General features: G+C 60.2%; 14 protein-coding genes. 5 read left to right on the forward strand and 9 right to left on the reverse strand.

Translation table 11 applies throughout. The features are described from left to right. Positions 1–18 precede the first annotated feature (18 nt). From PHQ58_RS00405 to PHQ58_RS00440, 8 genes are all read right to left on the reverse strand, one after another. On the reverse strand, positions 19–141 hold the full coding sequence (locus PHQ58_RS00405; RefSeq protein WP_300105636.1) for a hypothetical protein: 123 nt from the start codon (positions 139–141) through the stop codon (positions 19–21). Positions 142–278: 137 nt separating this feature from the next. Beyond that, positions 279–740: a hypothetical protein gene (locus PHQ58_RS00410; RefSeq protein ID WP_300105638.1), complete on the reverse strand. Its 462-nt coding sequence runs from the start codon at positions 738–740 to the stop codon at positions 279–281. Positions 741–842: 102 nt separating this feature from the next. After that, positions 843–2348 carry a tripartite tricarboxylate transporter permease gene (locus PHQ58_RS00415; RefSeq protein WP_300105640.1) on the reverse strand — a complete coding sequence of 502 codons (1506 nt, stop codon included), beginning with the start codon at positions 2346–2348 and terminating at the stop codon, positions 843–845. Further along, positions 2348–2794 carry a tripartite tricarboxylate transporter TctB family protein gene (locus PHQ58_RS00420; RefSeq protein ID WP_300105642.1) on the reverse strand — a complete coding sequence of 149 codons (447 nt, stop codon included), beginning with the start codon at positions 2792–2794 and terminating at the stop codon, positions 2348–2350. Before PHQ58_RS00420 ends, PHQ58_RS00415 begins: the two co-directional genes overlap by 1 nt. Positions 2795–2815: 21 nt before the next feature. Next, positions 2816–3796, reverse strand: coding sequence for a tripartite tricarboxylate transporter substrate binding protein (locus PHQ58_RS00425; protein ID WP_300105644.1), 981 nt, complete (start codon positions 3794–3796; stop codon positions 2816–2818). A 133-nt stretch (positions 3797–3929) separates the two neighbouring features. Continuing rightward, positions 3930–5339 carry a sensor histidine kinase gene (locus PHQ58_RS00430; protein ID WP_300105646.1) on the reverse strand — a complete coding sequence of 470 codons (1410 nt, stop codon included), beginning with the start codon at positions 5337–5339 and terminating at the stop codon, positions 3930–3932. Next, on the reverse strand, positions 5336–6004 hold the full coding sequence (locus tag PHQ58_RS00435; RefSeq protein ID WP_300105648.1) for a response regulator: 669 nt from the start codon (positions 6002–6004) through the stop codon (positions 5336–5338). Before PHQ58_RS00435 ends, PHQ58_RS00430 begins: the two co-directional genes overlap by 4 nt. Positions 6005–6044: 40 nt before the next feature. Next, positions 6045–7109: an AbrB family transcriptional regulator gene (locus tag PHQ58_RS00440; protein WP_300105649.1), complete on the reverse strand. Its 1065-nt coding sequence runs from the start codon at positions 7107–7109 to the stop codon at positions 6045–6047. Positions 7110–7259: 150 nt separating this feature from the next. Between PHQ58_RS00440 and PHQ58_RS00445 the strand changes: the two genes are divergently transcribed. The 4 genes from PHQ58_RS00445 (at position 7260) to PHQ58_RS00460 (ending at position 10184) form a co-directional block, all read left to right on the forward strand. Then, on the forward strand, positions 7260–7820 hold the full coding sequence (locus PHQ58_RS00445) for a glycine zipper 2TM domain-containing protein (protein ID WP_300105651.1): 561 nt from the start codon (positions 7260–7262) through the stop codon (positions 7818–7820). An 83-nt stretch (positions 7821–7903) separates the two neighbouring features. After that, the gene (locus PHQ58_RS00450) at positions 7904–8140 is read left to right on the forward strand and encodes a PepSY domain-containing protein (protein WP_300105653.1); all 237 of its coding nucleotides are present in this window, start codon (positions 7904–7906) and stop codon (positions 8138–8140) included. 23 nt (positions 8141–8163) lie between these two features. Beyond that, on the forward strand, positions 8164–8835 hold the full coding sequence (locus PHQ58_RS00455) for a response regulator transcription factor (protein WP_300105655.1): 672 nt from the start codon (positions 8164–8166) through the stop codon (positions 8833–8835). Further along, positions 8832–10184: an ATP-binding protein gene (locus PHQ58_RS00460; protein ID WP_300105657.1), complete on the forward strand. Its 1353-nt coding sequence runs from the start codon at positions 8832–8834 to the stop codon at positions 10182–10184. Before PHQ58_RS00455 ends, PHQ58_RS00460 begins: the two co-directional genes overlap by 4 nt. A gap of 1 nt (position 10185) precedes the next feature. Here the strand turns inward: PHQ58_RS00460 and PHQ58_RS00465 are convergent, their stop codons facing one another. Next, the gene (locus tag PHQ58_RS00465; RefSeq protein ID WP_300105659.1) at positions 10186–12060 is read right to left on the reverse strand and encodes an acyl-CoA synthetase; all 1875 of its coding nucleotides are present in this window, start codon (positions 12058–12060) and stop codon (positions 10186–10188) included. 26 nt (positions 12061–12086) lie between these two features. Between PHQ58_RS00465 and PHQ58_RS00470 the strand changes: the two genes are divergently transcribed. Next, positions 12087–12995, forward strand: coding sequence for an alpha/beta hydrolase (locus PHQ58_RS00470; protein WP_300105661.1), 909 nt, complete (start codon positions 12087–12089; stop codon positions 12993–12995). Positions 12996–13018: the final 23 nt, after the last annotated feature.

A 13018-nucleotide genomic window follows, 5' to 3' on the forward strand; every position in this document is an offset into this window, starting at 1 on the left:
CGGCGCTGCCCAGTGCGCCTAGTCCGCCACCGCAGCCAGATCACCAATGTCAACCGCCAGCACAATGGCCGTCACTTGCGCCTTGGCATTACGGAAAAACTTTTTTGCTAGGCTCTCTTGCAGGCTCTGATTGTCGCCCACCAATTCAGCCGAAGTGAAAACACCCCAAGACGGATGCTGGCGAGCTTGGCAAAGTCGAATCCCGAGCATGACCCGAGTAGAAAGCCGTGATGCAACCGAAGCTGGTTCACGGCAAAAAAGCCATTACAGGCGCAAGATCAGTCACTCACGGGCGCAAAAACTCCGCTCCAGCCAGTCGTCGCCACCCGCATTTGTTTGACGTCGATTCTTGTCAGGGTGAATTTGCCGCCGTCACTCAGCGCATAGCGCAGCACCCAGCTGGCGGCAGGCCCAAAACGAATCTGCCCGGCGGTGAATCTGATCTCCAAGTCTTTGTCGGTTTGACAGATCACACCAGAAATATCTGCCCAAAGCCCTTTAGTCGACTTGACGAATGCCACAGAAAGTGCCCCGTTTTTTTCAGCAATCGACACCATCAACGGTTTGCCGTCGTCCATCGTTGTCTCTTCCCATTTCAAAGGGAATGCCTGGTCGCTCAGCATTGCTTTCAGGTCAGTGACTGTGGAGACGCATTTTTCATCCCCCTGGGCATGGCTGCTAAAGGGCAGAAAAAGGGTTAGACAAGTACAAAAGAGGATTTGACGAAACGAGCGAGTCATGTTGGTGCAGTGGCAAGGTAAGTTGCGCGGTGTTGGCTGACCGGGCATTCTGTCAGATGCCTGGCCCGACCTGGCTTGGGCATTGCGCCCAAGCCACTGAACTTACACCGGCGCAGCGCCTTTTCGCCCTGCCCTCAAACGCAACAACGGTGGCACCACAAGCATCGCCACAGCCACAATCCACAGCCCTTTGGAGATTGGGCTGGCCACCAGAATACCGAGTTCACCATTGGTAATAGACAAGGCCCGGCGCAGGTTTTGCTCCATCATGTCGCCCAGCACAAAGCCCAGAATCAGTGGCGCCATGGGCACACCCTGCTTGCGAAGCAAATAACCCACCACACCAAAGGCCGACATCAGCATCAGGTCAAAGGTGGTGGCATGCACCGAGAACACGCCAACCGTGCTCACGGCCAAAATGCCAGGCACCAGCACCCAATTAGGCAGACGCAGCACCCGCGTGAACACCCCCACCATCGGGATGTTGATCAACAGCAGCATGACGTTGGCAATAAACAGCGACGCAATCAAGCCCCAAACCAGCGTGGGGTTTTGCGTGAACAGCGCCGGGCCCGGTGTGATGTTGTACAGCGACAGGGCCCCCACCATGACAGCAGTGGTGCCAGAGCCGGGTACGCCCAGCGTCAGCATCGGCACAAAAGAGCCCGCCGCCGAGGCGTTGTTGGCAGCCTCTGGAGCGGCCACACCACGAATGTCGCCTTGCCCGAAGTGGGCGTCGGCACCTGCCATGCGCTTTTCCATCGAATAGGCCATGGCGCTGGCAATCGTTGCCCCTGCACCTGGCAGCACACCAACAACAAAACCCAGCACCGCCGAGCGCACCGTGCCCCACCAGGTGAGTGCCATCTCCTTCATGTTGAACAGGGCGCGTCCGCTCACCTTGATGGCACCTGAACTGCTGTGGTGCTGCTCCAGCATCAACAAGATTTCGCTGATGGAAAACACACCAATCACCACCACGATGAACTGCATGCCGTCAGACAAATGCAGGTTGTCGCCCGTGAACCGGTAAACGCCCGAGTTCGAGTCCAGGCCAATGGTGGACAACGACAGGCCAATCACCGCCGCCAACACCGCTTTCATGGGGGCGTCGCCCATCAGCCCGGTGATGCACGCAAAGGCAAAACACATCAGCGCAAAGTATTCGGCCGGGCCAAAAGCCAGCGCCCAGCGTGCCAGCAGGGGCGCAAACAACACGATGCCAATGGTGGCAATCAGTGAGCCAATGAAAGACGCCCAGGCCGAGATCGACAGTGCCACACCAGCCATGCCTTTTTTGGCCATGGGGTAGCCGTCCAGCGCAGTCATGATGGCGCCGGCATCGCCCGGCACATTCAGCAAGATCGACGAAATACGACCACCATATTCACAACCCATGTAGACCGCAGCCAGCAGGATCAGGGCCGTTTCTGGCGGCAGCTTGAGGGCAAACGCCAAGGGCATCAAAATGGCCACGCCGTTGATGGGCCCCAGCCCCGGCAGCATGCCAACGATGGTGCCAATGAAGGCGCCAATTGCGGCCACCATCAGGTTGCTGGGGGTCAGGGCGACGGCGAAGCCGCTCATCAGATATTGCAGCGTATCCATCAGCGACCCCCAAGAATGAACGACAGCAGGCCGCTGGGCAACACCACGTCAAGCAGCTTGTCAAACAACAAGAACAGCACCAGCCCCAAGCCAGCACCGCCCACCAGCGACTGCTTCCAACTGCCACCAAAGGCCATGCCCACCGGCAGCGACATGAGCGTTGTGGCAAGCGTAAAGCCCAGCCATTCATACAGCGCGGCATAAATAAACACGGCGGCCACCGCCAGCGCAATGGGAATGAAGTTGGCACGTGCCAGACCAAAAGTCTGCGGACCGGGTCGCACCACCAGCCAGGCCCCGGCAAAAATCATCAGGCTGGCCATCAGCAACGGAAAGGCGCGCGGGCCTACCGGCTCGTAAGAAATAGGGGCGGCGTAGCCTTGCGCAGCCCAGGCCATGCCTGCGCCCACGACCACACATACCGCGCCCAAAATGCGGTCGCTCATTGTTTTGTCTCCTGCTACGAATTACTTGGCAACATTGAGACCGAAGTCAGCGGCCAAGGTGCGGTAAAAACCCACGCGGTCTTTGATGTAGCTGGTCAACTCGGTGCCAGTCATGGCAAATTTAAACAAGCCACGCTCGGCGCGCAGTTTATTGAACTCGGGTGTGGCCAGCATTTTGTTGAAGGTGTCAACCCAGACCTTGTAGTCGGCATCGCTCACTTTGGGGCCAACGTAGTAGCCACGGATGATTGGCCACTCGACATTCATGCCCTGCTCTTTGGCTGTGGGCACGTTTGAGAGGCTACCTTCCAGACGCTTGTCGGACATCACCGCCAGCACCCGAATCTTGGCACCGGCTTTGATTTGCTCTTCAGCCTCGGAGGCATCACCGGAATAAACCTGCACATGCCCACCTTGCAGCGCTGTGATGGCTTCGCCACCGCCTTCAAAAGCCACAAAACGCATCGATTTAGGGTCCAGACCGGCAGCGCGTGCCGTTAGCGCGGCCTTCATCCAGTCCTGGCTGCCAACCGATCCGCCAGCGCCAAAGACAACCTTGGTCGGGTCGGCCTTGATGGCTGCCACCAAGTCCTTGAGTGATTTGAAGGGCGAATTTTCTGCGACGATGACGGCACCAAAGTCACTGCCCACGGCAGCCACCCAGCGCACGTCGTTTTCGTTGTAGCGGCCAAACTTGCCTTGCGCAATGTTCAGCAAAGAGCCGCCCGAGTACGCCACGATGGTGTTGGCCTCGGCCGGGCGCTGCGCGATGATGGTGTTGTAGGCCACCGCACCAATGCCACCCGGCATATAAGTGATGCGCATCGGGTCGGCAATGTATTTGCCCTGCAGCAGCGCTGACTGCACCAGCTTGCAGGACAGATCAAATCCGCCACCTGGTTTGGCTGCGGCGATACATTCGGTTTTGTCAAGCGCGCCGGCTGAGCTCATGGCCGCGACACTGGCCAGAATCAGTGAAACGATAGGTGATTTGAATTGCATGATGTCTCCAGTAGTTTTGGGTTACACCCCCTGACATGGCTTGCCAATAAGGAGGAGTGAGCGCAATGTACCGAAACCGGGCTTTCAGCGTGCTTTCAGAAAAATGCCGAAAACACTAGGGGAAACCCTTGGGCTAACCAGCATCGGCAGCCAGCGGCAACACGATGGAAACAGCCAACCCCTGACCATCAAGACCGGCGTCAAGGCACAGTTCACCGCCGTGACGTTCAGCGATGGCCCGCACGATGGCCAAACCCAGACCCGTGCCGGGCTGGGTGGTGTGACTGCCCCTGAAAAAGCGCTCACCAGCGTGTGCTCGTTCGTCCGAAGGCATGCCCGGGCCGTTGTCCAGCACGGTGATCACGCCCTTGGCTGCGCTGTGGCCCAAAACTACCGTGACCTTGCCACCACGCGGCGTGTAGCGAATGGCGTTGTGCAGCAAATTGGACACGGCTTCTTTCAACAAGCCGGCATCCACCAGCAGGCGCAGGGGCTCAGCGTCTGACTCAAAACCCAGGTCAATGCCCAGTTCGCGCGCCTGCGTCCACCACTGACGTGTGATTTGTTCCACAACTTGCGATGCATCAACTGTCTCAGGCTTGAGCCCAACGCTGTCCACCCGCGCCAGTGCCAGCATTTGGTTGGTTTGCCGCACGGTTTCTTCAAGCTGCAGCTTGATGGCCAGCAGGGCCTCGCGCTGCAGGGCGGGGTCGGTCTCACGCAAGACAAAGCCAACTTGCGTCGTCAACGTGGCAAGCGGTGTGCGCAACTGGTGCGAGGCATCGTCGACAAACCGCTGGCGCGCCTCGGTTTGCAAGCGGTTGCGCTCAATGTGGTGGTTAATGGCCTCGACCAGCGGCCGTACATCTGCCGGGATACCCGTGTGCACAATGGGGGTCAAGTCCAGATCTGACCGAGCCTCAACTTCATTGCGCAGACGCGCCAGGGGCCGCAGTGCCCACCCCACGGCGAGCGTCATCAGGCCGATGGCCACCATTAACAAGAGCAGATCGCGTGCCACGGCCTCCAGCACCAGCGTGCGCGTGAAGGCTTGGCGCGACTCCAAGGTTTCAGCCACCTGAATCACCACACGTTGTCCCGCCGCCTGCCCGGCCAGCGGTGGGTCCAGCAAGCGGGCGTAGGTGCCCACGCGCACCGGTTCGTCAAAATAAATAGCATCGCTGAATTGGGGCCGACCGGTGAACAATGCGTTCGCAGGCAGAGGCAAGTCAGCGTTGCCAATGTCAACCAACCCGTCTTCGGTAGCCACGCGGTAGTAAACACGCCCGCTGGCAGTCAGTTCAAAAAATTCCAGCATGCGATAAGGCAACTCCACACCCAGGCCGCCGCTGGCAGTGGAAATGTTGGCATCCATGGACTTGATGGCGCCAAAGAGCGAGCGGTCGTAGGCCGCATTGGCGGCATCCACCGCCGTGCGCCAGGTTTGCCACACCACTGCAGCACCGACCAGCAGCAGCCCGGGCACCAGCACCAGCAGCAAGGTGCGGCGCAGTCCCCAGGCGTGCAAGACATTCAAATTCACAAGCTGCATTCCAAGACATAACCCAGGCCACGCAGCGTGGTGATGCGCACCGGGCTGGCGGCCAGGCGCTTGCGCAGGCGATGCACCAGCACTTCAATCGCCTCGGGGTGCACATCTTGCTCATCAGAGAACACCCGGTCCAGGATGTCTTGCTTGGACAGGGGCTCACCGCTGTGCTGAATCAACGCCCGCAACGCGGCGTGCTCACGAGGGGTGAGCGTCAAGGATTCATGGCCCAGCGTGAACTGCTTGGAGGTGGTGTCAAAAGCCAATGGCCCACAGGCAAAACGTGGATGCTCGCTGCCGCGCGCGCGGCGAATCAGGGCAATCAGCCGTGCTTCCAGTTCGGCGAGCTCAAACGGTTTGGCCAGAAAATCATCGGCTCCTTCGCGCAAGGTGCTAACGCGCTCCATCAGGGAATCTCGCGCGGTCAAGATCAACACCGGCAAGCGGTGGTCGGCTTCACGCAAATCTGCCAGCACGTCATGGCCACCCAGGCCGGGCAGCCCCAGGTCAAGAACCAAAGCGTCGTAGCGCGTGCCTTTGAGGGCACTGCGAACCAGCCGCCCGTCATTCACCCAGTCCACCTGAAAATCGACCTGTTGCAAGGCTCGAATCAGCCAGTTGGCAAGCTCGCTTTCGTCTTCGGCCAGAAGGATTCGCATGGTCTTTTGGGTCAGAATGTTTAGAACTGAAACAAGCGCTTTATTTGGCGCGTGATCGCGTGGCGATGAATTTTGACACCTGCGGCCCCCATACCAGCACCATCAGAAACCGCGCCAGCTGCATCGCCATCACAAACCCGGCGTCCACGGCACTGGTAGCGGCAATGATGGCCACCGAATCAGCGCCCCCAGGGCTGCTGGCCAGGTAAGCTGTCAAAGGGTCGTAGCCCGCCCACTGGTTCAGCGCCACGGCAATCACCAGACCCACCGCCATCAGTGCAAAGATTGACCCCAGCACCGCAGGCAAGGCACGAAAGGCGTGCCGCAAAATGGCCCGGGTAAAGCGCAAGCCAATGCTCCAGCCGATCAAGGCATAAGACACGGCCAGCAGTGCCGCAGGCAATTCAATCACCAGCCAGCCCATGGCTTGCAATGCCGCACCCAGCAGCAATGGAATCACCATGGCGCCGCCTGGAATGTGCAGCCATCGCGCCACGGTAGAGCCGGCCACCGCGAGCAGCAGCGTCAAACCCACATGAACCGGATTAATCACGGAAAACCAGGGCACGGCAGCAGGCGCCGCTGCCGCGTGATGCGTCCACAGCCCTGCCACCAGCGCGGCCACTGCCGTGACCACCGCCACGCGCAAATACTGCATGAAGGCCACCAAGCGCACATCTGCGCCATAGGCTTCTGCCATCAGCACCATGGCTGACGCAGCGCCCGGTGCCAGGCCCCACACCGCCGTGGTTCCCGGAAACACTTGGCGGCGCATCAAAAGCCAGCCCAAGCCTGCGCTGGCAGCCAGAATTGACACCGTGGCACCCAAAAAAATGGGCCAGCTACCGGCCACCTTGACCAGTGTGGCTGGCTGCAGGCTTTGCGCCATCAGGCAGCCGAGCACACCCTGCGCCAGCGCAAACAAAATACCGGGTATGCCCAGCCGGACCTCGTGTGATGAGAGCCAGATGCCCGCCAGCATGCAGCCCAGCAAAACAGCGGCCGGCAAATGCAGTGCGGTCAACACCCAGCCCAAAATGGCGCTGATAAATAGAAGGACACCCCACCACAAGGCGGGCATCTGGCGAAAGAGGTTGGCAAACATGGGGGGCTAATGTGCCACACCTTCACAGGCAGGGCCTGCGCGCCCGATGACATCTACGCCAAGGTATTCGCCATTTTTCTCGCTTTCGTTCAGCTTCGGTTCATGCAGGCACTTGCAAACTATGCCCCATACCAACCCAAGGAGCTTTCCATGAAACGCCTACTGATTGCCAGCCTGTCTGCCACCGCTTTGATCGGTGCCAACGCCCAGAGTTATACCGACCACGCCCGCGTTCGCAGCGCCGAACCCCAGTACGAGAACACCAATGTGCCGCGAAACGAATGCACCAGCCAGTGGATCAACGAACGCGATGGCCACGGTGGCCGTGGCCTGCCGGAGCGCCAGATTGGGCAAGACCGCCAATACGGCGGTGCCATCGTAGGCGGCCTGGCCGGTGGTGTCATCGGCCACCAGATTGGCGGCGGCGCGGGCAAAGACGCGGCCACCGCACTGGGGGTGGTGCTGGGTGCCATCACCGGTGACCGCATGGAAAACCAGAACCGCAACCCGCGTGCCCAGTATGACGATCGCCAGTACGAAACCGCCCAACGCGAGGTCAAGCGCTGCCGAACCGTCTACGACGTGCAAACCCGCATCACCGGCTACCGCGTGACCTACGACTACCGGGGCCAGAGCTACACCACGGTCATGCGCAACAACCCTGGCAACAGCCTGCCAGTGCGCGTGACGGTTGACCCAATTGAACAATAGCCAAGCTCGGGCCGACAGCAAATCGACCCCAAATCTGCCGTAGTACCATTGTCCGAACCCCTTAAAAAACACCGCATCACACCATGAAAAACATCGCCATCTTGCTCAGTGCGCTCATGCTGACCTGGGTGGTGCCTGCCTGGGCCGATGTGAGCCGTGATGACGCAACAGCCTCGGTGCAGAAAGCCAGTGGCGGGCGGGTATTGGCGGTAGAAAAAACCGAGCGTGATGGCCGCGCGGTCTGGCGCGTGAAGGTGCTCACGCCGCAGGGTGAAGTCAAGGTGGTGCTGATCGATGCCGCAACGGGCCGTGGCCTGTAAGCCTGGTTGAACCCGGTAAACCCATGCGCGTGCTGTTAATTGAAGACGATGCCGTGCTGCGACTTGGCATCAAGCGCCAACTGGAGGCCGATGGCTACCGCGTTGACATGGCCGCCGACGGGGAAGACGGCTTGTTTCAGGCCCGCGAATACCCGGTTGACCTGGCCATTGTGGATTTGGGTTTGCCCAAGCTGAATGGCCTAACGGTGGTGCAAACGCTGCGCGCCGAGGGGCGCAGCCTGCCAATTTTGATTCTGACCGCTCGCGGCAGTTGGCAAGACAAGGTCAAGGGTCTGGAAACCGGGGCTGACGATTATTTGGTGAAACCGTTTGAGTACCCGGAGCTGGCGGCCCGCGTCAAGGCGCTGCTGCGGCGCGCCTTGAAAGCCACCTCTGACGTGCTCAAGCTGGGCGCCGTCAGCATCGACTTTTCTGCCCAAACAGCCCAGCTCAACGGCACACCGCTGGAACTGACCACCTTCGAGTACCGGGTGCTTGCCTTCCTGGTGCGCGAGCGCGCCAGGGTGGTGAGCAAGCAAGAGCTGTCTGACTACCTGTACCCGCACGATGAAGACCGCGACAGCAACGTGCTGGAAGTCTTGGTGGGGCGACTGCGTCGCAAACTCGACCCAGACGGCACGCTGGCGCCCATAGAAACACTGCGTGGTCGCGGCTACCGCTTTACGCTGCAGTGAAAGCCCCCCTGTCCTTGCGCGCTCGCCTGGTTTGGGGTGCTTTTCTGGTGCTGCTGGTGTTTCTGGCTGGCGCGGGTTGGGCGGTGCAACAGGCGTATGCAGACAGCCTGCGTGCCCAACGCTTTGCGCGCCTGCAAACCACCATTTACCTGCTGATGGCGGGTGCCGAGCTCAACGCCACGGGTTCGCTGCAGATGCCGGCAGCGCTGGCTGAGCCCCGCCTGTCACTGCTGTCATCAGGGCTGTACGCCAACATTGCCAATCTAGACAAAGGTGAAGAGTGGCAATCGGCCTCCACGTTGGGGCTGAACCCGCCGTTTCAGCGCAGCCAGGCCACCGGGCAATGGCAGTTTGACACCGTCAGCGCGCCGGCAAAAAACGCTGTCGGTTCGGCGCAAGCCTTTCTGGCAGCCACCTATGCGGTCAAATGGTCAGCCAATGACCGGGTAACCCCGTTGGTGTTTTCAGTACTGGAAGACAAGGCCGAATTTGACCGCGAATTGCGGGCTTTCGGGCGCACGCTGTGGCGCTGGCTGGGAGCCGCAGGCTTGCTGTTGCTGCTGACCCAAACGCTGCTGCTGCGCTGGGGGCTGAGGCCCCTGGACCAGGTCGCGCAGGAAGTTAAACGCATGGAGTCCGGGCAGCAAACCCGGCTGACTGGCAACTATCCGATTGAACTCGCCGGACTAACCCACAACCTCAACGGTCTGATGGAACAGGAACGCGCCCGGCAAACACGTTACAAAGACGCGCTGGACGACCTGGCCCATAGCCTGAAAACACCGCTGGCCGCCATGCGCGCCTCACTCAACGAACCCAACGGTCTGCCCGCCATGGTGGCGCAGCAAGTTTCCCGCATGGACGACATCGTGGTGCACCAACTGGGCCGGGCTGGGGCCAGCGGCGCTGCGCGCTTTGCGCCCCACTTGGCGCTGGCGCCCATCCTCACCCGAATTCGCGACACGCTGGCCAAGGTTTACCTTGAAAAAGACCTGACTTTTGCGTTGGACTGTCCACCGGAGCTGACCTGGCGCATGGACGAAGGTGATGCCTTTGAGATGTTGGGCAATCTGCTGGACAACGCCGCCAAGTGGGCCAAGGCTAAGGTCACTGTGCGGATCTGGCTTGAAGACAGGCGCCTGCACCTGCGCATCTGTGACGATGGCCCCGGCTTTGCCGACCCTCAAACGTTGCCTGAGCGCCGCGTGCGGCTCGATGAACAAGTGCCCGGCCACGGCATCGGTTTGGCCGTGGTCAGGGATTTGATCGCAAGTCACGGAGGCGAGTTGACCATTTCACGCGCGGCCTTGGGCGGGGCGCAGATTGATGTGGTTCTGCAAGCGGCGTAGGTCAGCCCTCGCCACCAGGCAGCACAGTAGCCGCACGCGCCACTTCCTGCAAGCGCAACACGCGCCGTTGCACTTTTCCTGTGGTGGTCATGGGCAAGGCCTCCAGAAACTCGATTTCCTTTGGGTACTCGTACGGGGCCAGTTTGCCTTTGACGTGAGTTTGCAACTGCTCAATAAGTTCAGCATCAAATTGGACTCTATCGCCCGTATATATTGCGCGAGCAGCTACAAAATCAGGAGCCAACACCACATACGCCTTAACGACGGCACCACGCGCGGTGTCTGGCTTGGGCACCACCGCCACGTTGGCCACGGCCGGGTGTTTGATCAGACAGTTCTCAATCTCGCCAGGGCCAATGCGGTAGCCCGCAGCTTTGAAAACGTCGTCGCTACGGCCCTGGTACCACAAGTAGCCATCGGCATCGCGACTGGCCAGGTCACCCGTGCGGCACCAGTCACCCGTGAATTTGGCCTGTGTGGAAGCCTCGTTTTTCCAGTAGCCCAAAAAGAAAATCGGGTCCGGCTGGCCATGCACGTCAAAACGGTTCACGGCCACGTCGCCCACCTCGCCCGCTGCGCACTCAACGCCAGCGTCATCAATCACAGCCAGCCGGTGGCCGGGGTAGCCCAGGCCCATGCTGCCGGGTTTGGGTGGCCACAGGGCGGCGCAATTGCCCACGATGTAGTTGATCTCGGTCTGGCCAAACATTTCGTTCACCGCCACGCCCAACTGGCTCTGGCAGTAGTCAAACACCGCATCGCCCACGGCCTCGCCGGCACTCATGATGCCTAGCAGCTTCAAGCCGAATTGCTGCTGCACCGTCTCGCCTTGCGCGCCGGGGTAGGCTTTCATCATGGCCTTGAGCGCGGTGGGGAACAAAAAAGTGTGCGTCACCGCGCAGTCGCGCATCAACTCCAGCGCGGTTTGCGGGCTGAAGCGGCCATTGAACGCGACGATGGGGCGGCCAAAAAACAAAGTTGGCAGCAGCGCGTCCATCAGCCCACCGGTCCAGGCCCAGTCGGCTGGGCTCCAGAACACGGCTTGTGAGCCGGTGGGCCGTTGTGCTGAGCTGGCCAGCTGGCACAAGGCCGCGGTCGGGTTGGGCCAGATGGTCACATCAAAACCAAACCAGTTCTGGCTGCAGATAAAACCGGTCAGATTGCCAATCAGGGCCTGGTGGGGAATCAGCGCCCCTTTGGGGTTGCCGGTGGTACCACTGGTGTAAATCAGAATTGCCGGAGCATCGGCGCGGGTGTTGACCAAAGCAAACTCGTCACTGGCGGCGGCGAGCGCCTGTGCCCAAGACACATCGGCCAGCGCAGCGTTGTCAGCCGTCAAGCCTACGCCCACCGTTTGACGCAAATGCGGGCAATGGCCGCGCACCGCTTGCAGGTTGCCCAGGGTTTGCGCGTCGCCAATGGCCACCACCGATTCGCTGTCCTGCAAGCGGAATTCCAGCGCCTCGGGCCCAAACAATTGCGACAGCGGCATGGCCACCGCGCCGATTTGCAACACCGCCATGTAGGCCACCGCCACCTCAAAACACTGCGGCAGCACGATGGCCACGCGGTCGCCCTGGCGCACACCCATGCCAAGCAGCACGTTGCATAAACGGTTGGCCTCATGCTGCAATTGAAAATATGAATAAAAAGTGGCCTTAGCCCCCGTTGTATATGCGTGAACAGCTATATTTTCAGAAGCATCAGGCAAGGCCGCCCAGCGCGCACAACAGGCCTGCGCCATGTTGAAATACTCTGGCACTTGCCACGCAAAGCCGCTGTGCAACTGGGCATAGCTTGGGGGAAAATCCCAAATGGGTGATGTGCTGGCGGGGGTTGACTTGGCTGCTGTGTCGCTGGATTGACTGACGGGCATGGTTTGTCTTTCGTATGATTAAACAAATGTACCCAATCAAAAGAATTTCTAACAGCGAGTTTGTCCCTATTCGCAGCCTGCAATATCACGTGCGGCGTTGGGGTGAGCCCGGGCTGGGCAAGACCCCGCTGGTGCTGCTGCACGGCTGGATGGATGTGGCGGCGAGCTTTCAGTTTGTGGTGGACGCGCTCACAGCGGACCACTTCATCATCGCCCCCGACTGGCGCGGCTTTGGCCTGACGGCATCCGGTGGTGCCGATTGCTTTTGGTACCCAGACTACTTGGCCGACCTGGATGCCTTGCTGGACCACTACGCGCCCGACCAAACCGTGAACCTGGTGGGCCACAGCATGGGCGGCAACGTGGCCATGATTTACGCGGGTGTTCGTCCCGAGCGCATCGCCAAGCTGATCAATCTGGAAGGGTTTGGCATGCCAGCCACTCAGCCCGAGCAAGCCGCAGGCAAATTTGCCCAATGGATGAACGAGGTAAAGCAACTGGGCAGCGGGGCCATTAGCCTGAAAACATACGATTCGCTCGATGCGGTAGCGGCACGCCTGATGAAAACCAACAAGCGCCTTCAAGCCGACAAAGCCCGCTGGCTGGCCAACCACTGGTCGGCTGAACTGGCGCCAGGGCAGTGGTCCATTTTGGGTGAGGCAGCGCACAAAATCACCACGGCGCAGTTGTACCGAGAAGACGAAACGCTGGCCATTTTCCGCAACATCAGCGCCCCGACCTTGATGCTTGAAGCCTCGGACGACAGCATGGCCCAATGGTGGAAAGGCGCCTTTACGCTGGCGCAGCACCACCAGCGACTGACGTCGGTGGCCCACGTCGAGATTGCCCAGGTGCCCGACTGCGGCCACATGCTGCACCATGACCAGCCACAGGCCGTGGCCCAATTGATAGAACGGTTTGTGGCGACAAATTGAGCTACCCCTGCGAATAGTCACTG

Source organism: Rhodoferax sp. (assembly GCF_028688795.1).
Classification (GTDB): domain Bacteria; phylum Pseudomonadota; class Gammaproteobacteria; order Burkholderiales; family Burkholderiaceae_C; genus Rhodoferax.